At 63.2% G+C, this 19,941-nt stretch carries 17 protein-coding genes and 1 pseudogene; 8 read left to right on the top strand and 10 right to left on the bottom strand.

Annotated elements, in window-relative coordinates; translation table 11 throughout:
- Positions 1 to 2 precede the first annotated feature (2 nt).
- Positions 3 to 1,415, bottom strand: coding sequence for an aminotransferase (locus EJ075_RS13370; protein WP_126104647.1), 1,413 nt, complete (start codon positions 1,413 to 1,415; stop codon positions 3 to 5).
- A gap of 311 nt (positions 1,416 to 1,726) precedes the next feature.
- Between EJ075_RS13370 and EJ075_RS13365 the strand changes: the two genes are divergently transcribed.
- The 3 genes from EJ075_RS13365 to EJ075_RS13355 are packed head-to-tail and all read left to right on the top strand — an operon-like array spanning position 1,727 to position 4,608.
- Complete coding sequence (locus tag EJ075_RS13365; protein ID WP_126104646.1) at positions 1,727 to 2,644, top strand: ABC transporter permease; 918 nt, start codon at positions 1,727 to 1,729, stop codon at positions 2,642 to 2,644.
- 25 nt (positions 2,645 to 2,669) lie between these two features.
- Positions 2,670 to 3,494: an ABC transporter permease gene (locus EJ075_RS13360; protein WP_095487113.1), complete on the top strand. Its 825-nt coding sequence runs from the start codon at positions 2,670 to 2,672 to the stop codon at positions 3,492 to 3,494.
- A 40-nt stretch (positions 3,495 to 3,534) separates the two neighbouring features.
- The gene (locus EJ075_RS13355) at positions 3,535 to 4,608 is read left to right on the top strand and encodes an ABC transporter ATP-binding protein (RefSeq protein ID WP_126104645.1); all 1,074 of its coding nucleotides are present in this window, start codon (positions 3,535 to 3,537) and stop codon (positions 4,606 to 4,608) included.
- On the opposite strand, the gene EJ075_RS13350 is transcribed toward EJ075_RS13355, so the two are convergent.
- The 5 genes from EJ075_RS13350 to EJ075_RS13330 form a co-directional block, all read right to left on the bottom strand.
- Complete coding sequence (locus tag EJ075_RS13350) at positions 4,572 to 5,882, bottom strand: flavin monoamine oxidase family protein (RefSeq protein ID WP_126104644.1); 1,311 nt, start codon at positions 5,880 to 5,882, stop codon at positions 4,572 to 4,574. The genes EJ075_RS13355 and EJ075_RS13350 overlap by 37 nt on opposite strands.
- On the bottom strand, positions 5,879 to 6,952 hold the full coding sequence (locus tag EJ075_RS13345) for an extracellular solute-binding protein (RefSeq protein ID WP_126104643.1): 1,074 nt from the start codon (positions 6,950 to 6,952) through the stop codon (positions 5,879 to 5,881). Before EJ075_RS13345 ends, EJ075_RS13350 begins: the two co-directional genes overlap by 4 nt.
- Positions 6,953 to 7,066: 114 nt before the next feature.
- A complete protein-coding gene (locus EJ075_RS13340; RefSeq protein WP_126104642.1) occupies positions 7,067 to 8,149 on the bottom strand; it encodes an ABC transporter substrate-binding protein in 1,083 nt (360 codons plus the stop codon).
- Between the two features lie 27 nt (positions 8,150 to 8,176).
- Positions 8,177 to 8,893, bottom strand: coding sequence for a transcriptional regulator BetI (gene betI / locus EJ075_RS13335; protein WP_126104641.1), 717 nt, complete (start codon positions 8,891 to 8,893; stop codon positions 8,177 to 8,179).
- A gap of 6 nt (positions 8,894 to 8,899) precedes the next feature.
- The gene (locus tag EJ075_RS13330; protein WP_126104640.1) at positions 8,900 to 9,694 is read right to left on the bottom strand and encodes a class I SAM-dependent methyltransferase; all 795 of its coding nucleotides are present in this window, start codon (positions 9,692 to 9,694) and stop codon (positions 8,900 to 8,902) included.
- A gap of 184 nt (positions 9,695 to 9,878) precedes the next feature.
- Between EJ075_RS13330 and EJ075_RS13325 the strand changes: the two genes are divergently transcribed.
- The 4 genes from EJ075_RS13325 to EJ075_RS13310 all read left to right on the top strand — a co-directional run bounded on the left by EJ075_RS13325 (position 9,879) and on the right by EJ075_RS13310 (position 14,760).
- Entirely contained in the window at positions 9,879 to 11,498 is a 1,620-nt protein-coding gene (locus tag EJ075_RS13325) for an NAD(P)/FAD-dependent oxidoreductase (RefSeq protein WP_126104639.1), read from the top strand.
- Positions 11,485 to 13,050: an NAD(P)/FAD-dependent oxidoreductase gene (locus EJ075_RS13320; protein ID WP_126104638.1), complete on the top strand. Its 1,566-nt coding sequence runs from the start codon at positions 11,485 to 11,487 to the stop codon at positions 13,048 to 13,050. The genes EJ075_RS13325 and EJ075_RS13320 overlap by 14 nt, the downstream gene beginning before the upstream one ends.
- Positions 13,051 to 13,261: 211 nt before the next feature.
- Positions 13,262 to 14,497: an aminomethyltransferase family protein gene (locus EJ075_RS13315; RefSeq protein ID WP_126104637.1), complete on the top strand. Its 1,236-nt coding sequence runs from the start codon at positions 13,262 to 13,264 to the stop codon at positions 14,495 to 14,497.
- Positions 14,498 to 14,499: 2 nt separating this feature from the next.
- Positions 14,500 to 14,760 (top strand): hypothetical protein, encoded by a 261-nt coding sequence (locus tag EJ075_RS13310; RefSeq protein ID WP_095487132.1) that lies wholly within the window; start codon positions 14,500 to 14,502, stop codon positions 14,758 to 14,760.
- Positions 14,761 to 15,009: 249 nt separating this feature from the next.
- Here EJ075_RS13310 and EJ075_RS13305 read toward each other — a convergent pair whose 3' ends face one another.
- The 4 genes from EJ075_RS13305 to EJ075_RS13290 form a co-directional block, all read right to left on the bottom strand.
- On the bottom strand, positions 15,010 to 16,068 hold the full coding sequence (locus tag EJ075_RS13305) for a dipeptidase (protein WP_126104636.1): 1,059 nt from the start codon (positions 16,066 to 16,068) through the stop codon (positions 15,010 to 15,012).
- 170 nt (positions 16,069 to 16,238) lie between these two features.
- Positions 16,239 to 16,538: a GNAT family N-acetyltransferase gene (locus EJ075_RS13300; protein WP_126104635.1), complete on the bottom strand. Its 300-nt coding sequence runs from the start codon at positions 16,536 to 16,538 to the stop codon at positions 16,239 to 16,241.
- Between the two features lie 3 nt (positions 16,539 to 16,541).
- Positions 16,542 to 17,165 (bottom strand): alpha/beta hydrolase, encoded by a 624-nt coding sequence (locus tag EJ075_RS13295; RefSeq protein WP_126104634.1) that lies wholly within the window; start codon positions 17,163 to 17,165, stop codon positions 16,542 to 16,544.
- An 8-nt stretch (positions 17,166 to 17,173) separates the two neighbouring features.
- On the bottom strand, positions 17,174 to 18,106 hold the full coding sequence (locus tag EJ075_RS13290; RefSeq protein ID WP_126104633.1) for a VOC family protein: 933 nt from the start codon (positions 18,104 to 18,106) through the stop codon (positions 17,174 to 17,176).
- Positions 18,107 to 18,329: 223 nt separating this feature from the next.
- Here EJ075_RS13290 and EJ075_RS13285 point away from each other — a divergent pair.
- A pseudogene (locus tag EJ075_RS13285) lies at positions 18,330 to 19,906 on the top strand (alkaline phosphatase family protein).
- Positions 19,907 to 19,941 lie beyond the last annotated feature (35 nt).

The raw sequence follows: 19,941 nt of genomic DNA, 5'->3' as shown, positions 1-19,941 counted from the left end.
TGTCACCCTTGCCACACCCCTTCCTTCCGCAAATCGTCCATCGTGCGCGAAATGCCTTCGCGCAGGATCGACACCATGTCATCGATCTGCTCTCGCGTAATGATCAGTGGCGGCGACATCACACACATGTTGATCAGCGGCCGGACCAGCAGGCCAAGTTCATGGCAATGCGCATCGATCCGCTTGCCGACATCCTTGTCGAGCTGCAGCGGATCGTTGCTTTCGCGATCGGCGACGCATTCGACGCAAGCCATCAGCCCCAGGCCGCGCACCTCGCCGACCAGCGGCAGCTCTTCCAGCGTCTTCAGTTGCGCCTGGAAGTAGGGCGCGACCTCGCGCGTATGGGCCAGCACGCTTTCTTCCAGGATATCGAGGTTCTTCAGCGCCACTGCGCAACCGACCGGATGGCTGGTGTAGGTCAATCCATGGCCGAACATGGCGTCCGGATGGTTTGAGCGGCGCAGCTGCTCGAGAAGCCGTTCCGAGATGATGACGCCGCCAAGCGGGAAATAGCCTGACGTGACGCCCTTGGCAAAGGTGATCATATCAGGATCGATGCCGAACATATCGCCGGAAGCAAAGACATGGCCAAGCCGGCCGAAGGCGGTGACCACCTCGTCGGAAACATAGAGAATGTCGTTGTCGCGGCAGATTTGGCGGATGCGCTTGAGATACCCGTCAGGCGGCACGATGACGCCGCCGGACGCCTGCACCGGTTCGCCGACGAACGCGCCTATCCTGTCGGCGCCAACACGGCCGACAGTATCGCGGAATTCGTCGACCAGGACATCGGTGAAGGCTGAAATACTCATGCCGCGCGGACGGCGGAACGGATCGGGCGACGACAGCTTGACGACCAGATCGTCGGCGCCGTCCATCCAGTCGCGATCGCGCGGGCGCCCGTTGAGCGAGGCCGACAGATAGGTCGAGCCATGATAGGCGCCGCCCCTGCTCAGGATCAGCTTCTTTTCCGGGCGGCCGCGGACATTGTTGTAGAACTGCATGAAGCGCAGCGCCGTCTCAACGGCCGAAGAGCCGCCGGTGGTGAAGAAGACATGGCTGAGGTCGCCGGGCGCATAGCCGGCGATGCGCATGGCGAGTTCCGCCGACGGCGCGTTCATTGTGTACCACGGCGTGTTGTAGGACAGCGCCATCGCCTGATCGTACATCACCCGCGCCAATTCCTCGCGGCGGTGGCCGATATTGACACACCACATGCCGGCCGGCCCGTCGATCAGCTTTTTGCCGGTGCCATCGGTGATGTAGATGCCGTCGCCCTCACCGATCAGGGCGCGCGCCTCTGCGCCGACCGAGCCGGCGAACGGCCAGGGCTGGACGAGGTGGCGCTTGGCCAGCTCGACGGCATCGCCAGACCCAGCCGTTTCAGTCGCCTTCAAATCTCTTGCAGCCGCCATCGTCGCCTCGCATCGTTTCATCGCAAATTTCATCGGACACAAAGCTCGGCGCCAAGCACCGGAAAAGCCGGCTTTCTTGGCTCCATTTTGAATGTCTGTTCAATCAACATTGCAGAAATAGCGCTTGATTTCAATCCACGGATGCGCGCATGATGAAAGAAAGCCGGCAAGCTCGGAGCGCGATCAGTGATTGCGCCCTGGGCATAAAATTGGGAACAAACAGCCGGTGCGCTAGCAATGGGACGCCGCATGGCAGGACAATCCGCGCCAGCAACCGAGATCACGCCCAGGGCCCTGCCCGAGGGCCCGCAATGACGGCGGCTGCAGAAGGATCGCCCACGTTTGGCATGACGCGGGCCAGGCGAAACGCCCTTCTGCAATCCGAACCCGTCCAGGGCTTTGCCCTGATCAGCCCGACCTTTCTCTACGCGCTCGTGCTTCTGGTGCTGCCGATATTGGTCGTCGTCGCGCACTCGTTCTGGACGCAGAACTACCTGACCATCGATCGCACCTTCACGCTGGAAAACTACCGCGTTGCGCTGACCGAGCCGATCTATCGCGACCTGCTCTGGCGCTCGCTCTACATCTCGCTGATGGTGAGCTTCTTCACGGTGGTCCTCGCCTATCCGATCGCCTACTTCATCTCGTTCCACGGCGGCCGCCACAAGAGCCTGTGGCTGTTCCTGATCACCATACCGTTCTGGACCAGCTATCTGCTGCGCGTGATGTCGTGGAAGGTCATCCTCGGCTACAATGGCGTGCTCAATTCCGGCCTGATGGGTCTTGGCGTCATCGACGAGCCGTCGACCGCGCTGCTTTACAATTCGAGCGCCGTCATCATCACGCTGACCCACGCCTGGGCGGCCTTCGCAATACTGCCGATCTTCGTCTCGCTGGAAAAAATCGACCGCACGCTGGTCGAAGCGGCCAAGGATCTCGGCGACGGTCCCATTCGCTCCTTTCTGCGCGTGACGCTGCCGCTGTCGACGCCCGGCATCATCTCGGCGGCGCTGATCGTCATGATCCCGACCGTCGGCGACTATGTCACGCCGAAGCTTGTCGGCGGCAAGGACGGCGTCATGATCGCCAACGCCATCCAGGCGCAGTTCGGCAAGGCCTCCAACTGGCCGCTTGGCGCCGCGCTTTCGGTCACCACGATGCTGATCGTGACCCTGATGGCCGGCGCCACCGTGCTGGTCATCCGCGCCGCCCAGAGGCTAGCACGATGACGGCTGGCACGATGAGGCTGGCGCGATGACGGCGATGCGGCGCTTCCTGGCCAGCGGCTGGCTGTCGACCTATGCGTTCCTCTATGTCGTTTTCCTCTACCTGCCGGTCATCTTCCTGCCGATCTTTTCGGTCAACAGCGCCGCGACGCCGAAATTCCCGCTCTCCGGCTTCACCCTCAAATGGTATGAGGACCTGCCACGCACGCCGGCGCTGCTTGACGCTGCCTGGAACAGCCTGGTCGTCGGCGTATCGGCTTCCATCCTCTCCACCGTGCTCGGCATTCTCGCCGCCCGCTCGATCACCCGTTATCGCTACCCCGGCCGCCGCGCCATCAACGGCCTGATCATGGCGCCGCTGGTGCTGCCCGAAATCATCGTCGCCATCTCTATGCTCCTGGTGATACTGCAACTGGGTTTGAGCCTGTCGCTGTTCACCATCGTGCTCGGCCACGTCCTGATCTGCATTCCTTATTCGATGACCGTGCTGACCGCCGGCTTCGAGGGCTTCGACCGCAGCCTGGAGGAAGCCTCCGCCGATCTCGGCGAGAGCGCCTTCGGCACCTTTAGACGGGTGACGCTGCCGATGGTGGCGCCGGCCATCATTTCCAGCCTGCTCGTCTGCTTCACCATCTCGCTCGATGAGTTCATCATCGCCTTCTTCCTGACCGGCACCGAGGCGACGCTGCCGATCTATATCTGGGGCCAGTTGCGCTTCGCCTCGAAGCTGCCTGGCGTGCTGGCGCTGGGCACGCTCTTGCTGGCTGCTTCCTTCCTGCTGATGACCATCGCTGAAATCCTGCGCCGCCGCGCGGCAAGGCGCACCCAGAACGAGGGAGGCCTCCATGCCTAAGCCGCCTCAAGCCGAACGATCCCACCAAACCGAACGACCAATGATCGAGATTCGCAACGTCACCCGCAACTATGGGTCGTTCAAGGCGCTAGACGACGCCTCGCTGACCATCAAGGAGGGCGAATTCTTCTCGCTGCTCGGCCCGTCAGGCTGCGGCAAGACCACGTTGTTGCGCATGATCGCCGGCTTCGACAATCCGACCAGCGGCTTGATCTCGGTCGACGGTCAGTCGATGGAGGGCATCCCGGCCAATCGCCGGCCAACCAACATGGTGTTTCAGAGCTATGCGATCTTCCCGCATCTCAATGTCGAGCAGAACGTCGCCTATGGGCTGAAGCGGTTGAGGCTCGAACGGTCGGAAGAAAAGCGCCGCGTCGAAGAGGCGCTGGACCAGGTGTCGCTGACCGGCCTCGGCAAGCGCCTCGCCACCGAGCTGTCCGGCGGCCAGCGCCAGCGCGTGGCGCTGGCCCGCGCGCTGGTGATGCGGCCCAAAGTGCTGCTGCTCGACGAGCCGCTGTCGGCGCTGGACAAGAAGCTGCGTGAGCAGATGCAGGTCGAGCTGCGCCGCCTGCAGCAGGCGGTTGGCATCACCTTCGTCCTGGTCACGCACGACCAGTATGAGGCGCTGGCGATGTCGGACCGCATCGCCGTGATGTTCGGCGGCAGGATCGCGCAGGTCGCTTCGCCCAAGGAGATCTACCAGCGGCCGGTCAACCGTCAGGTCGCCGACTTCCTCGGCGGCATGAATTTCGTCAAGGCCGAGATCGTCGAGGAGAACGGCGCTTCGCTGGTCCTCGACACGCTGGGCTTCGGCCGCGTCAAAACCGACAAGCCTAGGGCTTTCGTCCGCAATGGCGGCGCTGCGACGCTCGGCATCCGGCCGGAGCGTCTGCGCGTGTTGTGGGACAACGCCACGGCGAAGTTCGAGGTGGCCGGCAAGGTGGTGGAGCGCCATTACTTCGGCGAGATCACCCATCTGATCGTCGAGATCCCGGGATTGGAAAAGCCGCTTTCGGTGACCGAAACCAACGATTTCGGCGCCGACGACATACCGGTCGGCACCTCGATCCGCCTCGCCTACGATCCCGAGGCGCTGGTGGCGATGGCAGACTGAAGGCCCGAGATGATCTTTCGTGCAGCGATGCGCCCAGCCATAACAGCGCCCTCAATGTAGCCCGGGAATGACGGCGACAGTTCGGACGCGGCGAAATGCAGTGGCTGCGCGCCGGCAAGGATGATGCGTTCGGCATCGGTCGCCGTCGCATCGACGATAAGATCGCTGTAGCCGCCGCCGCTCCAGCGATCATGCGTCCAGTCGCGATAGCTGAAATCGAGCATGTCGGCGGCCTCCGTGCCGAGCGCATCCTTCAGCCTCGTCGTCACCTCGGCGCGCAATGCCGTGTCGCCGAGCTCACGCCAGCGCAGGGCCAGCGGCCCGCCGACGAAGACGACCAGCGCGGCATGGTCGTTGTCCTTGCTCACGTCGCAGGCAAACAGCCCTGGCAGGTCGCGCCACATCACCACGCCGCTCAGACCTCTTGCACGCCAGAAGGCGCTGGGATAGCGCACCAGCACTTTGATCACCGCGCCGCTTTGCCAGACACCGAGCGCCCTTCTCAGGCCAGCCGGCAGCGGCGGTGCAAAGTCCAGCTTCGAGGCCGTCATCGGCGGCACCGCGACCAGGGCCGACCGCGCTTCGACCACACCCATCGCCGAGGCGAGACGAACCCCTTCCGGCCCGTGCTCGATGGTTCCGACCGGCGTGTTCAGCCGCACGCGATCACCGAGGTCGCCGGCCAGATCGTCCGCCAGCGACTGCATGGTTTCACGCACGAAATATTGCAGCTCCGAAACCTCGTTGGTGATGCGACGGTCATTGTCGATCAGGTGCCACAGCGGCAGCTTTTCGAGCGCCTGGCACCACAAGCCCTCGATCATCGAACGGAAGGCCGCCTTGGCCTGGTCGGGATCAGGCTGACGGTCGAGCCATTCCGCGACGGTCAATCCGGCAATATCAGGCTCGTCCGGCGCGATCGCATTCATCCGGTCGCGAATCGCCATCGAGCCCAGGTAAGCTCGGTCGGCTTGCTGAGCGCTCATCCGCGGTTGCGTGATGAATTCCCCCTTTACATAGGTCTCAACCAGCGTCTTGCCGCGAGCCTCGACCAGCGCCATCAGTTCCGGCATGTCCTCGCACAGGAATTGGCCACCGCTGTCAACGCGCTCGCCGAGGCCGATCTCCATTGACTCAACCCGCCCGCCGACACGGTCGCGCGCTTCGAGCAGCAGGAAATCGACGCCGGCCTTCTTTAGTTCCAGCGCCGCCGACAGGCCGGTGAAACCGGCGCCGACGATGACGACATCGGTTCGTTCGATCCCGCTCTTCAATAGCCGGCCTTGATCTTCTCGAACTCCTCGATCATCCGCTGCTTGAACTCCGGCGCCACCGGCTGCTGGAACAAGGTCTTGTCGAGGAATTTGTCGAGATTGTCGAAGCCCCGCTCGGCCAGCAGCTTGGGCTCGATCGCTTCCATGCCGGCGCCGTTGCCATGACCATAGCCGAATGTCGTGACCATGTAGCCTGACACATCAGGCGCATTGACGGCGTTCAGGAAATCATAGGCGTGGTCGAGATTGCCCGGCGCGTCCTTCATCAGCACATAACCGCACACCCAGGTCGACAGGCCCTCCTTGGTGTTGCGGTTCATGGCGATCGGCACGCCTTGGCCCTTGAGCGTCACAAACGTCTCGTTCCAGCCCCAGGCCAGGTCGACCTCGTTGCCGGAGAAGGCCTGATTGATGTCGGTATCGTCGGTCCAGTAGAAGCGGATGTTCTTGTGCACCTGGCGCAGGAAATCGGACGCCTCCTTGAACTGCGCATCGGTCATCTTGGTCCAGTCCTTCAACCCGATGACGAGGCTTGCCAGTGCATAGGCGTCGTCGACATTGTCGCCTATGGTGACGCGCCCTTTGAATTTCGGATCAGAGAAGATCCGCAGCGACTGCGCTTGTTCCGCCGTCACGTTGTCGGTGCGATAGAGCAGCGATGTGTTGCCCCAGTCGAAAGGCATGAACCAGGCCTTGCCGTCGGCGGCAGTAGTGAGATCCTTCATCGCCATGATGCCGGGATTGAGGTCTTTCCAGCCGGCGATGCGGCGGGTGTCGAGCGGCTGCAGCATGCCGGCCTCGCGCCACTTCACCACGCTTTGCGAGCAGGGGTGCGCAATGTCGGCCCTGAAGCCGGCCCGCATCTTCTGGAAGGCCTCGTCCTCGTCACCAAAGAAAGCGAAGGTCGGTTCAGTGCCGTATTTGACGACGTAGGCCGGATGGAGCAGCGGATCCTCGTAGCCCGACCAGTCGAACACGACGAGGTCGCCCCCGTCCGCCGCAACGGCGAGGGCAGCTGGGCCGATCGTGCATGCGGCAGCAACGGCAAGGCGGCGAAGCATGGAACCCATGGCGCGAAACTCCTCATCGTGGGAAGTGGCGCAGCGACGTTACGGAATTTCAGTGACCTTGGCGAGCCCGCCTGCCCGCCGGTTTGGTGGGCAGGCGAGATAGGTAAAACAAGCTCAATAGCCGGCTTTGATCTTCTCGAACTCGGCGATCATCTTGAGCTTGATATCCGATGGAACCGGCGCCTGGAACAGCGTCTTGTCGATGAATTTCTGCACGTCGTCGTAGCCCTTTTCCTTCAGCACGGCCTGATCGACAGCGGCCATGCCCTTGGCGTTGGCCTGGCCATAGCCCCAGTCCTTGACCAGGATGTTGGCGACTTCCGGATCGTTGACGGCATTGAGATAATCATAGGCCTTGTCGGTATTCCCCGGCGCATCCTTGAACAGCACATAGCCGCAGACCCAGGTCGAAATCCCCTCTTCGGTATCCTTCTTGGCCTTGATCGGCACGCCGGCGGCGACCGACTGCACCGTCGCGTCGTTCCACGCCCAGGCAAGGTCGACCTCGCCGCCGCTCAACAGCTGGACGATATCGGTGGAATCGGTCCAGTAGGAGCGAACATTCTTGTGCACCTGGCGCAGGAAGTCCGACGCCTGCTTGAACTGGTCGTCGGTCATCTTTGTCCAGTCCTTGAGCCCGATCGCCAGCGAGGCCAGCGCATAGGCGTCGTCGACATTGTCGCCGATGGAAACCCTGCCCTTGAACTTGGGATTGGCCAAGGCCTTCAGCGACTGGACGTCCTTCTCATCGACCTTGTCGGAATTATAGGTCAGCTGCGAGTTGCCCCAGTCCCATGGCATGAACCAGGCCTTGCCGTCGGCGCTGGTAGCGAGATCCTTCATCGCCATGATACCGGGATTGAGGTCTTTCCAGGCCGATATCTTCGAGGTGTCGAGCGGCTGCAGCAGGCCCGCGTCGCGCCATTTCACCACGCTCTGCGAGCAGGGATGGCCGAGATCGGCCTTGAAGCCGGAGCGGGCTTTTTCGAACGCCTCGTCCTCGTCGCCGAAGAAGGTGAAGGTCGGCGAGTCGCCGTTCTTGTCGACATATTTCTGGTGGAAACCGGGATCCTCGTAGCCGGACCAGTCGAACACGACCAGGTCCTTGTCGGCAGCGATCGCAAGCCCTGCGACTGAGGCCGCCAAGGTTCCGGCTAGTGCCAATGTCAGTGTCAGCCGTCGGGTCATGGTCTTCATTGCTGTTCCATCCTCTTTTTGATTGTTTCATGCAGTCTTGTCGCTGCCGGCTGTTGGCCACGGATAATGCTTTGGAAATGCAGCCGACAGGAACTCGTTCGCCGCCTGCAGCGCGGTTTCGCGGGTGACGTCCTCGGTGCCCATCATCAGCCGCAGCCACAGACCCTCCAGCATGGCACTGAGCGCCAGCGCCATGACTTGCGGCTCGAAGGCATAGCCGCCGCTTTGCTTGAGCGTCGCGCAAAGATCGATGAAGACTTTCTGATAGGCCGCGTCGCGCGCGCCGCACAGCGCTTGATAAGTCGGGCGCGACTTTGCCTCGCCCCAGAAGGCGCACCAGGCGGCCAGCTTGCGCTTGTTGCAGATCGAGCGGTCGAAATCGGCGGCAACCAGAGCCTGCAACTGGCGGGCAGGATCGTCGCCAGCCTTGGTGAGGGCAGCGCGCCAGTGCGCGGCATATTCGTCGGCCATGTATGCTAACGTGGCGACGAGCAGCTTCTCCTTGCTCTCGAAGTGAAAGTTGACGATCCCGCGCGACAGGCCGGCGCCATCGGCGACATCGGCCATCGTCGTCTCCGAATAGCCGCGCTTGGCCAGCGAATCGATTGTCGCCTCGATCAGCTGCAGCTGCCTGACCTCCTTCGACGCCTTGCGACCGCGCTTTTCGGGCTCGTGTCTGCGCGCTGATTCGAGGAGGGCCTCCCTGGCCTCGGCTGTCTTCATGGGCGTGATGGTCTCCAGCATCGCCAGCTATCCAACCGGCTTTCGACCGCGAAGATGAGTGGGACGGTGCTCGCCGCTGTCAAGAACCTTCTGCATGGCTTCCCAGGTTCGTATGTTCTTGTCGACATAGGCCGCACCGACCGCAGCCACAACCGCCGGGTAGAGCGGGCCCTTGAGGCGCTTCAATTCCTCCCGCGCGACGTCGCGATACCAGGGATTGCGGTCATGCACCGTGACGTCTGCAAAGCCTGCCCGGCGCATCGCCGCGGCATAGCGGGCCGGCGATGCCATGGCGAAGGACAGGCCTTCCGCGGCGACATAGGCCTTCATCTCAGGCGACGGCTCGCCGTCGCGCGAGATCATCCAGTTCGATGCCGCGAAGACACCGCCCGGCTTCAGCACGCGAAAGATTTCGGCAAGCAAGGTTTCCTTGTCAGACACATGCAGCAGCGCATCCTTCGAGAAGACGACGTCGAAGGAACTGTCGGCGAAGGGCAACGGCCCGGGCGGCGTCTGGACGAAATTGGCGCGACCGGAAAGCCCGCGTGCGGCCGCCCTTTGCCTGGCCATCTCGATTACCGGCGGCTCGACATCGAAGCCTGTAACGTGGGCAGCGCCATGGCGCTCGAGCAGATGCAGCGTGATGCCGCCCGAGCCGCAACCTATGTCGAGGATCGTCTTGCCCTTGAGCGCAAGGCCCTCGACAACCCGGTCGACCTCATCCGGCCCGCCAGGCGACAGATAGCCGTCGCCCCACAGCGCCTCGAGGAAGCGGATGGCAGTGTCGTCATACTCCGGCTCGGCATCTACCGTTTCGATCATCAGACCTCAGTCCAAAGCCCATACCGAATGTTGGCAAAGCCTAGCGGATTAACGCGAAAACGCAACATCATTTGTTGAACATTCATTCAAAATGGCTGGACAATATGGCGACAGCCATGCCAGATTTCGCGCATTCGGGATCGATCACACGAAGCGGTCGGGCAGAAATGAAGGCTGAGCCAAGATGAAATCCTGGGATGCGATCGTCATCGGTGGCGGCCACAACGGTCTGGTCAATGCCTGCTACCTACAGCGTGCCGGGCTCGACGTGCTGGTCGTCGAGAAGAACGGCTGGGTCGGCGGCGCCGCCACCAGCAGGGAATTGACGCCTGGCTTCCTCTATTCCAACTGCTCCTATGTCTGCTCGCTGTTTCGCCCCGAGATCATGCGCGACCTCGAACTGCCGCGCTTCGGCCTGCAGGTGATTTCCTACGAGGGCGGCGCGGTGTTCACCCGCGACGGCGACTACCTCGCCAACTACCGCGACCACGATGCCCACCGGCGCGAGTTCGCCCGCTTTTCCAGGCGCGACGCCGAAGCCTATGACCGTTACGCCCGCGACGTGACGCGGCAATGCCGCTTCATCCAGCCATTGCTGATGCGCACCGCGCCCGATCCGACCAGTTTACGGCCGCGCGATCTCGGCGAACTTCTGTATCTGGGCAGAAAGTTCGCCGGGCTCACGCCTGAGGAAATGGCGCTGACGCTGCGCTTCTGGACCATGTCGATCTCGGACTTCCTCGACGAATATTTCGAGACCGATGTCATCAAGGCGAATTTCGCGCTGTCCGGCATCATCGGCACTGCGCTCGGCCCGATGTCGCCCGGCACGGCCTATGTGCTGCTGCACCACTATATGGGAGAGGTCGACGGCTCGGTCGGCGCCTGGGGCTATGCGCGCGGCGGTATGGGCGCCGTCACCAAGGCGCTCGCCGCCTCCTTCCAGGCCTCCGGCGGCACCATCCGCACCGGCGCCGAGGTCGACCATGTGCTGATCCAGCGCGGCAGGGCCAAAGGCGTCATGCTGGCCGACGGCGAGGAGATTTATGGCAAGCTCGTCGTCTCCAACGCCGATGTGAAACGCACCTTCCTCAAGCTGGTCGAGGAAAAGGAGCTGCCCGACGCCTTCCTGCGCCGAGTCAGGAATTTTAGGATTCGCGGCTCGTCGGGCAAGGTCAATATCGCGCTGGATTCGCTGCCCGAATTCCCGGCGCTGCCGAAGGATTCGCCGGTCTATCGCGGCGATATGCATTTCACCGATTCGATGGAGCGCATGGAGCGCGCCTATGACGACTGGAAGGCCGGACGCTGGTCGGCCGACCCCTTCCTCGACATGGTGATTCCGACGACGCTCGACCCGACCATGGCGCCGCCCGGCAAGCATTTCATGAGCTGCTTCGTGCAGTACGCGCCACCGAAGGTGAACGGCCGCGACTGGACCGACGCCGACCGCGATGGTTTTGCCGAAAGCGTGATTTCGCAGATCGCCGAGTATTCGCCGGGCTTCCGCGACCGCATCGTCCATATGGAGGTGCGCACGCCGCGTGAGATCGAGGCCGAGGTCGGCCTCACCGAAGGCAATATCTTCCAGGGCGAGCTGACCTTCGACCAGCTGCTGTTCAACCGCCCGGTGCCGGGCTACGCGCAATACCGCTCGCCGGTCACGGGGCTCTATATGTGCGGGTCCTCGACCCATCCCGGCGGCGGCGTCATGGGCGCGCCCGGTCGCAATGCAGCGGCCGAAATCCTGCGCGACCTTGCCAAGCCGACTAAGCATATGAGCCCGGCCCATGACGTTATTTGATGTTGTTGTCATCGGCGGCGGCCACAACGGCCTCGTCGCTGCCGCCACGCTGGCGAAAGCCGGCCGCAAGGTGCTGGTGTTGGAAGCCGCCCGAGACGTCGGCGGCGCGGCGCGCACCGAGGAGTTCGCGCCGGGTTTTCGCGTCTCCTCAATCGCTCACCTGCTGAACCGTCTTCACCCCGAAGTGGTGAAGACGCTGGAGTTGGAGAAGCACGGCCTGCAATTCGCGCGCGACGACTTCGTGCCGTCCGTGGCGCTGTCGAAAGACGGCCCGTCGCTTGTCCTGCACGGCGCCTATGGCGAGGTGCTGACCGGCGCCAGTTCCTCCGAGCAGACCGCCTGGAAGGAGCTGCGTGCGCAACTGCTGCGCTACGCCGGCATCCTGAAGCCGTTCCTTGCACGCCGGCCGCCCGACCTCGGCAGCATGTCGCTGCTTGAGACGGCATCGCTCGGTCAGACCGCGCTGGCATTGAAGAAGCTTGGTAAGGAGGATATGCGCGATTTCCTGCGCGTGCTGCTGATGAACGTTGCCGACCTGCTCGATGAGCAGCTTGCCGATATCAGGCTGAAGGGGCTGCTCGCCTTCGATGCCACGCTCGGCAGCCATCTCGGCCCGCGCTCGCCGACCTCGCTGCTCGGTCTCTACTTTCGGCTGGCAGGCGAGGCAGGCGGCACTGCCGGCGCGCAGGTTCTGCCAAAGGGCGGCATGGGTGCTGTCATTTCAGCCATCCGCGCAGCGGCGGAAAAGGCAGAGGTGACCATCCGCACGGCGACTCCGGTGGCAAGGATAATCGTCGAGAAAGGCTGCGCCGCCGGCGTTGTGCTGGCCAGCGGCGAGATGCTCCGCGCCAAGACGATCGTCTCCGCCATCAATCCGGCGACCACTTTTTTCGACCTTATCGGACCGCGCGAGATCGACACCGGCTTTGTCCGCAAAGTGAAGAACATCCGCATGAAGGGCGATGCGGCGAAGCTGCATCTGGCGCTTGACCGGCCGCCGCAATTCACCAGCGTCGATGCCGCCGGCCACAAGGGCCGTCTGGTGATGGCGCCCTCGCCCGATCATATCGAGCGCGCCTTCAATCCATCGAAGTACGGCGAGTTCTCGCCCGAGCCGGTGATGGAGATCACGCTGCCCAGCCTTGCCGACTCGTCGCTGGCGCCGGACGGCGCCTGTGTGCTGTCTGCGGTCGTGCAGTATGCGCCCTATGCGCTGAAAGAAGGCTGGAGCGTTGGCAAGCCGAAATTCCTCAAGGCGATCATGGCTCAATTGGAGACCTATGCGCCGGGAATCGGCAAGACTGTGCTTCATGCAGAGCTGCTGACACCGGCCGACATCGAGGCGCGCTACCGGATGCCGGGCGGTCACTGGCATCACGGTGAACTGCAGGCCGACCAGATGATGATGTCGCGCCCCGTCTCCGGCCGGTCGGGCTACGACACGCCGGTCGACGGGCTGTTCCTCGCCGGCGCCGGCTCGCATCCGGGCGGCGGCGTTTCCGGCGCGCCAGGGCTGAATGCCGCGCGGCGCATTATTGGGATGAAGGGGTAGGCATGAATACTCAATCGGCCAAGGCCGTGCTCTACGGCGCCCCCCTCTGTCCTGCCGGACATCTCCCCCACTTAGGGGGAGATTGGCCGCCATCCCGACTTTCGCCAATCACCAACGCCCGAGGAACAAGAGGAGGCGCCCAAGCTGCCGATCTCCCCCCTCGTGGGGGAGATGTCCGGCAGGACAGAGCGGGGCGCGAAGGAATGCAGTCATGAATCAGCTACCTACCCTCGACGCCTCAGCAGCCCGCGCCGCAGCACAATCCCATTTCCGTACCTTGCGGCTCGGCACGCCGTTCCAGCCGCGCATCGACGCGCTGGCCAGGACCAATGACTGGTACAATTGGGCCGGCTACCGTGCCCCACATTCGCTGTGGGACGAGGAGCTCGAATATTTCGCCATCCGCAGCCAAGCGGCCCTGTTCGACATCTCGCCGATGACGAAATACCGCATCGCCGGGCCGGACGCCGAGGCCTTCCTCAATCGCGTCACGTTGCGCGACGTGACCAAGCTGAAGTCGGGCCGCGTCCACTACACCGCCTGGTGCGACGACGACGGTTTTGTCCTCGACGACGGCACGCTGTTCCGCCTGTCGCCAACACGGTTCCGGCTGTGCTCGCAGGAACGGCATCTGCCCTGGCTGCTGGATAGCGCCACAGGCTTCGACGTGACGGTCGAGGAAGAAACAGAGGCCGTCGCCGGTCTGGCGCTGCAAGGCCCAACCTCCTTTGCCGTGCTGCGCGATGCCGGTTTCGCCGGCGTCGAAAGGCTGAGGGTTTTTGATCTAGCCGAGTTCCCGCATGACCACGGCACCATCACCATCTCGCGAACCGGTTTCACCGGCGATCTCGGCTACGAACTGTTCGTGCCGGCCGACAAGGCGCTCAGCCTCTGGGACCGGCTGATACTGGCCGGCGAATTACGCGGCATCCGCGCCATCGGCTACACCGCGCTCAATCGCGCCCGGCTCGAAGCTGGGCTGATCGTTGCCAATGCGGATTTCACGACGTCCGAGCATGCCATTCGCGCCGACCGCTTGCGCATGCCGGATGAGATCGGTCTCGGCTTCATGGTCGACCTGCAAAAGGGTCATTTCAATGGCCGCCGCGCCATTCAAGGCGCGCGGGCGAAGAGGCGTCTTCGCCATGTGCTGGTCGGGCTTGAGATCGAGGGCAACATTCCCGCCGAACACGCCATCGTCTACTATAGGAAAAGCCAGGAGGTCGGGCTGGTCAGTGCCGCCATGTGGTCACCGATGGCCAAGCGCAACATCGCCATCGCCTCTCTTGCGCGGCCGTTTGGCGACACGGTCGTCGACGACCTCTGGGTCGAAATCTACGCCATGCGCGAGTTGCAATACCAGAAGCTGATGAAGCGGGCCAAGGTGGTGCAGCGACCCTTCATCAAGCTCGACCGGCGCACCGCCAATCCGCCGGCAGATTTCTGACCATGACGGATGAGGCAAACAAGCACGACGTCGATGCAGAAGCCAGCGAGCAGTGGGAGCTGGTCAACACGCCGCTCGGCGAAAAATGGTCGGGGCGCACGCGCTATGCCGCGGCCATGTTCTTCTACAAGCGCGGCGAGATGAGCGCCGAGACGCTCGAAGTCTACCGCATCTGCGCGCGGCTGGATTCGACGGATCCGCTGCCGATCATCCGCGACCGCGGCGTCGGCCAGGATTGGCTGAAGCGCATGAGCTTTGAATAGCTCGCCCCAGGGTGTGTTGAGATTCAGGTCAGGCCGCGCCGAGAATGGTGGTTTCCGAGAACCGGAGCGGAGCGTACTTAAAGTACGTGAGCCCGCGCATGACCCCGAAATCGAGATCGATTTCGGAAAGATCATGCGCAAAATCAAAGTTCTACAGCGTCCTTTGCGCGCCCAATAGGGCGCGCGGCGCTGTAGGTAAGCGCAGGAACCGCCGTTCGCAGGCCGGCATCACCTGAATATCAGCAGACCCTACCCGATCGTCTTTTCCAGCATGCTGATCCAGTTGCGATAGGCGATCTTCTCGATCAGCGCGCGACCGAAGCCGCGCGCGGCGAGCGCATCGATGAGCTTCGGCAGGCCGGTGACATCGCCGATCACAGCCGGGATCATGGCGCCGTCGAAATCGGACCCGAGGCCGGCGCCGTCTTCGCCCAGCGCCTGCAGCAGCGAATCGACATGGCGCGCCATGATGTCGAGACTGGTGTCGGCATTCATCCTGCCGTCTTCGCGCAAGAATCCGGTGGCGAAATTCAGCCCGACCATGCCGCCCGAGTCGCGGATCGCGCCGAGCTGCCAGTCGGTGAGGTTGCGGGAATGGCCGCAGATCGCATGGACATTGGAATGGGTCGCGACCAGCGGTGCATCACTGATCTCGACCACGTCGCGAAACCCCTTTTCGTTGAGATGCGAAAGGTCAACCATGATGCCGAGCTGGTTGCAGGCCTTGACCAGCGCCTTGCCGGCATCGGTCAGGCCAGGTCCGGTATCGGGTGTCGACGGAAAACGGAACGGCACGCCGTGGCCGAAGGCGTTCGGGCGGCTCCAGACGATGCCGAGCGAGCGCAAGCCGGCGGCATACAGCACGTCGAGCATCGTCAGTTCGGGGTCGATCGCCTCGACGCCTTCGATATGGAACACCGCAGCGATCGATCCTTGCGCCATCGCGTTTCGCACGTCGCCGGCGCTGCGGCAAACGGTGAGCGCCGACGCCCGCTCCAGCCTGTACAGGATCGAGGCCATGGCGATGGTGGAATCGAGCGCATCGGCACGGGAGAGTTCGGGCGGCAACGGCTCGTTGTCGCTGGGTGCCGGCGGCACCGCGCTGCGCCTGGATTTCTCAGCCGGCGGCGGGAAGATCGCGAACATGCCGCCGGCAAAGCCGCCCTTCTTCGCGCGCGGCAGGTCGATGTGGCCGCCCTGCGTCCCTTCGATGAACAGCTTTTCGACATCGGTGTCTTTCGACTGATAGAGCCGGAGCAGCGTATCGTTGTGGCCGTCGAAGACAGGGACGAGATCGGATTCGGTCATCAGGGAGCCATTCGGTTAAGGGGGTGTGCCTCAGACGCAGCCAGTCTGCAGGCGATACGCCTAATTAGGCAAGATGTGCGAACTGCGCAAATGCCAGAGACGTTACCCGTTGTGGCCGTCCGCTCTTGCACCGTCATCCCGCGCGCTCAGGTGGCCGAATTGAGCCGAACCTACTGTTTCAGCACGTCGGCCCATTCCTTGTGACGATGGAACTGGGCATTGGCGAACGGGCAGAGCGGGATGATCTTCTTGCCCGCCGCGCGCGCGTCCTCGACGGCGCGGGTGACGAGGCGAAGCCCGGCGCCCTGGCCGCGAAATGCGTCCGGCACCTCGGTGTGGTCGATGATGATCTGGTGCTCGCCGACCTTGGTGAAGGTCATCTCCGCCTCGGCGCCGTTCGGCCCGCGCAAGAGATAACGGCCCTTGGAGCCGCGGTCCTCCAGTTCGATCTCCGGCAATTGGTCAAGCATTGCTTACGCTCCTTCTACCGGCGTAGCGGACAGGAACCGCCGCGCCGCCTCGATCTCGTTCGACTGCACCTCATGGCCGCCGTCATGCCACTCCACTGTGACATCGGCGCCATCGGCGCGCAAATACGCCTCCAGCCGCGACGTCAGGTTGGGCGGGCAGATCGGATCGCGCCTGCCGGCGGTGACCAGGATGCGGCGGCCGGCAAGGCTGCCGTGCACCTGCGGCTCGAACGGGATCAGCGGATGCATCAGCACCGCCGCATCGAAAAGCGTCGGCGCCGCGAACACCACCGAGGCCAGGATGTTGGCGCCGTTGGAATAGCCGAGGCCAAGCACCGACGAGGGTTTTGCCGCCTCGACATGTGCCCTGATGAAACCCACCATCTTGTCGGTCGCACGCGCCAGGTCGCCCATGTCGTAGACGCCCTCGCCGGTGCGGCGAAAGAAGCGTGCCGCACCGTGTTCCGAAACATCGCCGCGCGGTGAAATGATGGTCGCCTGCGGCCCGAGATCGCGCCCGAGCGACAGAAGCTGGCTCTCGTCGGCCCCAGTGCCGTGGAAGACGAAAAGCAGCGGTCCATCAGGCGAACCGGGCAGCACCTTGTGAATGTAAGCGTCCTTGCTCATGGCCTTCCTCAGTCTTCCAGCTTCTGCAAATGCTGTTCGAGATAGGGCCTCAGATGCTGGTGCTGCGTCGGCAGCTTCAGCGCCTCGCCGAGATGGGCCGTATCCTCGTCGCGATCGAAGCCCGGCTCGTTGGTCGAGACCTCGAACAGGACGCCACCAGGCGTGCGGAAATAGATCGCCCAGAAATAGTCGCGGTCGATCACCGGCGTCACCTGGTAACCGGTGTCCATCAGCGCCTTGCGCACTTCGAGCTGCTTGGCGCGGTTTTCGACGGCGAAGGCGACATGGTGAACGGAGCCAGCGCCGAGATCGGCGAAAGCAGCGCCCGGCAGCGACTCGATGTCGACGACATTGGCGCCATTGCCGTTCCTCACCGCCAGCCGTCTGACATTGCCTGCCTTGTCGATCTCCTCATAGCCCATGAATTTCAGCAGCTCTTCGGTGGCGCCTCCATCCTTCAGCCTGAGCGACACCGAGTGAAAACCGCGGATCGCCTCGTCGGCGGGAATGCCAGCTTTTACCCAGGGCGCTCTGGTGTCCGCCTTGTCTTCCACCAGCGCAAACCCGTCGCCATCGGGCCCGGCGAAGGCAAGCCGTTTTTCACCGAATATCTCTTCGCGCGACAGTCCCGTGACGCCCTCATCGGCAAAACGCTTTTCCCAATAGGCGAGCGTGCCTTCGGGCACCGAATAGACCGTGGTGCCGACCTCGCCGACGCCGTGACGGCCCTTGCCGATGTTGGGGAAGGGGAAATAGGTCATCACCGAGCCGGGCGTGCCGACCTCGTCGGCATAGTAGAGATGGTAGACATCCGGCGCATCGAAATTGACAGTTTTCTTGACCCGGCGCAGGCCGAGCTTTTTTGTGAAGAATTCATTGTTCTGGCGTGCATCCCTGGCCATCGAGGTGACGTGATGCAGGCCCTTGATCTGGTCGAGCATTTTCCTGCTCCTTCCCTTGTCCTGTGCGGCCCATGCCGCGGTCCACGCCAATATGAGGATACCGCCGTCGACGGCAAAGGCCGCAAACGCAGAATAGACTGTGCTGTAAAAGTGAACAATACGGCGATTTCTGTTCACTATTCAGAAAACCCGTCAAGCTTGCGTCATCGCCAAAAGAGCGGCACGCTTCACTGAGGGATACTGATTGGGAAAGATACAGCGGTTGGCCGAAAAAGGCAGACGCCAGAACATTCTCCTGATCACCTGCGATCAGTGGCGCGGCGACTGCCTGTCGGCTGTCGGTCATCCGGTGGTGCAGACGCCGAATGTCGATGCACTCGCCGCCGAGGGCGTACTGTTCAGAAAACATTATGGCGGGGCAGCACCTTGCTCGCCGGCGCGCGCTTGCCTCTACACCGGCCTATACCAGATGAACAACCGCGTTTGCCGCAACGGCACGCCGCTCGACGCCCGCCACGGCAACATCGCGCTCTCGTTGCGCGGCCTCGGCTATGATCCGACGCTGTTCGGCTACACCGACGTGTCGCCCGACCCGCGCGGCCTGGCGCCAGGCGACCCGCGGCTGAAAAGCTACGAAGGCGTGCTGCCCGGCTTCACCGTGCGCCAACTCCTGCCGGAGCATCAGAAACCGTGGCTGTCCTGGCTCAAGGCGCGCGGCGTCGATAGCGGCGCCGGCTTTCCCGACATCCATCGCCCAGCGGACGAGATTGGAGGCAGGATCGAAAGCGCGGTGACCAGCGCGCCGCCCGTCTATTCGAAGGACGCGACCCCAGCCGCTTTCCTGACTGGTGAATTCGTCCGCTGGCTTGGCGAACAGGAGCGCGACACACCGTGGTTTGCGCATCTTTCCTTCCTCAGCCCGCATCCACCCTTCATCGTGCCGGAACCTTACAACCGGATGTATGATCCGGCCGACGGCACAGCCTTCCGCCGCGCCGCGAGCTGGCAGGCCGAGGCGGAGAGCCACCCCTACCTTGCCTATGATCTTGACCAGCAGCAGCGGGCAAAATTCCGCCCCGGCGCCGAGGGCAAGGTGCGCGACTGGGGCGACGATAATTTTCGCCGCATCCGCGCGCTTTATTACGGCATGATCTCGGAGGTCGACGCGCAGCTTGGCCGGATCTGGCAGGCGGTCAAGGCGGCGGATGCCTGGGATGACACCATCATCGTGCTGACCTCGGACCACGCCGAGATGATGGGCGACCATTTCATGCTGGGCAAGGGCGGCTTCTTCGACGGCAGTTTTCATATTCCGCTGATCATTCGCGACCCGCGTCGCCGCAAAGCGGCCGGCGCCAGCGTCGACCGCTTCACTGAGGCGGTGGACATAGCGCCGACATTGCTCGATCTGCTTGGTGAGGAAACGCCGCCGCATCTCGACGGACAATCGCTGAAGCCGTTCCTGGATGCCGGGGAGCCGGACAACTGGCGCGAGGCCGCGCATTGGGAGTTCGATTTCCGCTCGGTAGCCGACGGTGATGCCGAGCGCCACTTCGGCATCGGTCCGCGCCAGTGCAATCTGGCCGTCATCCGCACGGAAAAATTCAAATATGTACATTTCGGCGGTGGCCTGCCGCCGCTGCTGTTCGACCTGGAGAAGGATCGAGACGAGCTAACCAATGTCGCTGGCGACCCGGCCTATCTGCCAATCCGGCTGGAGCTTGCCGAAAGGCTGCTTGCCTGGCGGGCCGAACATCTCGACCAGTCGCTGCGCTTGCCGAACTGACGGAGAATGGCGTTGCCGGCCACGTCGCAGGCCTGCCACCTTTCCAGTCGTGAAGAAAGCCCGCGCCGTTGCCGGCGCGGGCTTTTTT

The sequence above is a fragment of the Mesorhizobium sp. M6A.T.Cr.TU.016.01.1.1 genome, from assembly GCF_003952585.1.
GTDB classification, from domain to species: Bacteria; Pseudomonadota; Alphaproteobacteria; order Rhizobiales; family Rhizobiaceae; genus Mesorhizobium; species Mesorhizobium mediterraneum.
Note: the sequence above shows the minus strand (reverse complement) of the source record. Positions and strands in the feature narration are given on the sequence as shown.

What these genes read in the sequence shown, in the direction of transcription:
- EJ075_RS13370 (WP_126104647.1), bottom strand. Translation starts at nt 1,415, where the DNA reads ATGGCGGCTGCAAGAGATTTGAAGGCGACTGAAACGGCTGGGTCTGGC.
- EJ075_RS13365 (WP_126104646.1), top strand. Translation starts at nt 1,727, where the DNA reads ATGACGGCGGCTGCAGAAGGATCGCCCACGTTTGGCATGACGCGGGCC.
- EJ075_RS13360 (WP_095487113.1), top strand. Translation starts at nt 2,670, where the DNA reads ATGACGGCGATGCGGCGCTTCCTGGCCAGCGGCTGGCTGTCGACCTAT.
- EJ075_RS13355 (WP_126104645.1), top strand. Translation starts at nt 3,535, where the DNA reads ATGATCGAGATTCGCAACGTCACCCGCAACTATGGGTCGTTCAAGGCG.
- EJ075_RS13345 (WP_126104643.1), bottom strand. Translation starts at nt 6,952, where the DNA reads ATGGGTTCCATGCTTCGCCGCCTTGCCGTTGCTGCCGCATGCACGATC.
- EJ075_RS13340 (WP_126104642.1), bottom strand. Translation starts at nt 8,149, where the DNA reads ATGAAGACCATGACCCGACGGCTGACACTGACATTGGCACTAGCCGGA.
- betI (WP_126104641.1), bottom strand. Translation starts at nt 8,893, where the DNA reads ATGCTGGAGACCATCACGCCCATGAAGACAGCCGAGGCCAGGGAGGCC.
- EJ075_RS13330 (WP_126104640.1), bottom strand. Translation starts at nt 9,694, where the DNA reads ATGATCGAAACGGTAGATGCCGAGCCGGAGTATGACGACACTGCCATC.
- EJ075_RS13325 (WP_126104639.1), top strand. Translation starts at nt 9,879, where the DNA reads ATGAAATCCTGGGATGCGATCGTCATCGGTGGCGGCCACAACGGTCTG.
- EJ075_RS13320 (WP_126104638.1), top strand. Translation starts at nt 11,485, where the DNA reads ATGACGTTATTTGATGTTGTTGTCATCGGCGGCGGCCACAACGGCCTC.
- EJ075_RS13315 (WP_126104637.1), top strand. Translation starts at nt 13,262, where the DNA reads ATGAATCAGCTACCTACCCTCGACGCCTCAGCAGCCCGCGCCGCAGCA.
- EJ075_RS13310 (WP_095487132.1), top strand. Translation starts at nt 14,500, where the DNA reads ATGACGGATGAGGCAAACAAGCACGACGTCGATGCAGAAGCCAGCGAG.
- EJ075_RS13305 (WP_126104636.1), bottom strand. Translation starts at nt 16,068, where the DNA reads ATGACCGAATCCGATCTCGTCCCTGTCTTCGACGGCCACAACGATACG.
- EJ075_RS13300 (WP_126104635.1), bottom strand. Translation starts at nt 16,538, where the DNA reads ATGCTTGACCAATTGCCGGAGATCGAACTGGAGGACCGCGGCTCCAAG.
- EJ075_RS13295 (WP_126104634.1), bottom strand. Translation starts at nt 17,165, where the DNA reads ATGAGCAAGGACGCTTACATTCACAAGGTGCTGCCCGGTTCGCCTGAT.
- EJ075_RS13290 (WP_126104633.1), bottom strand. Translation starts at nt 18,106, where the DNA reads ATGCTCGACCAGATCAAGGGCCTGCATCACGTCACCTCGATGGCCAGG.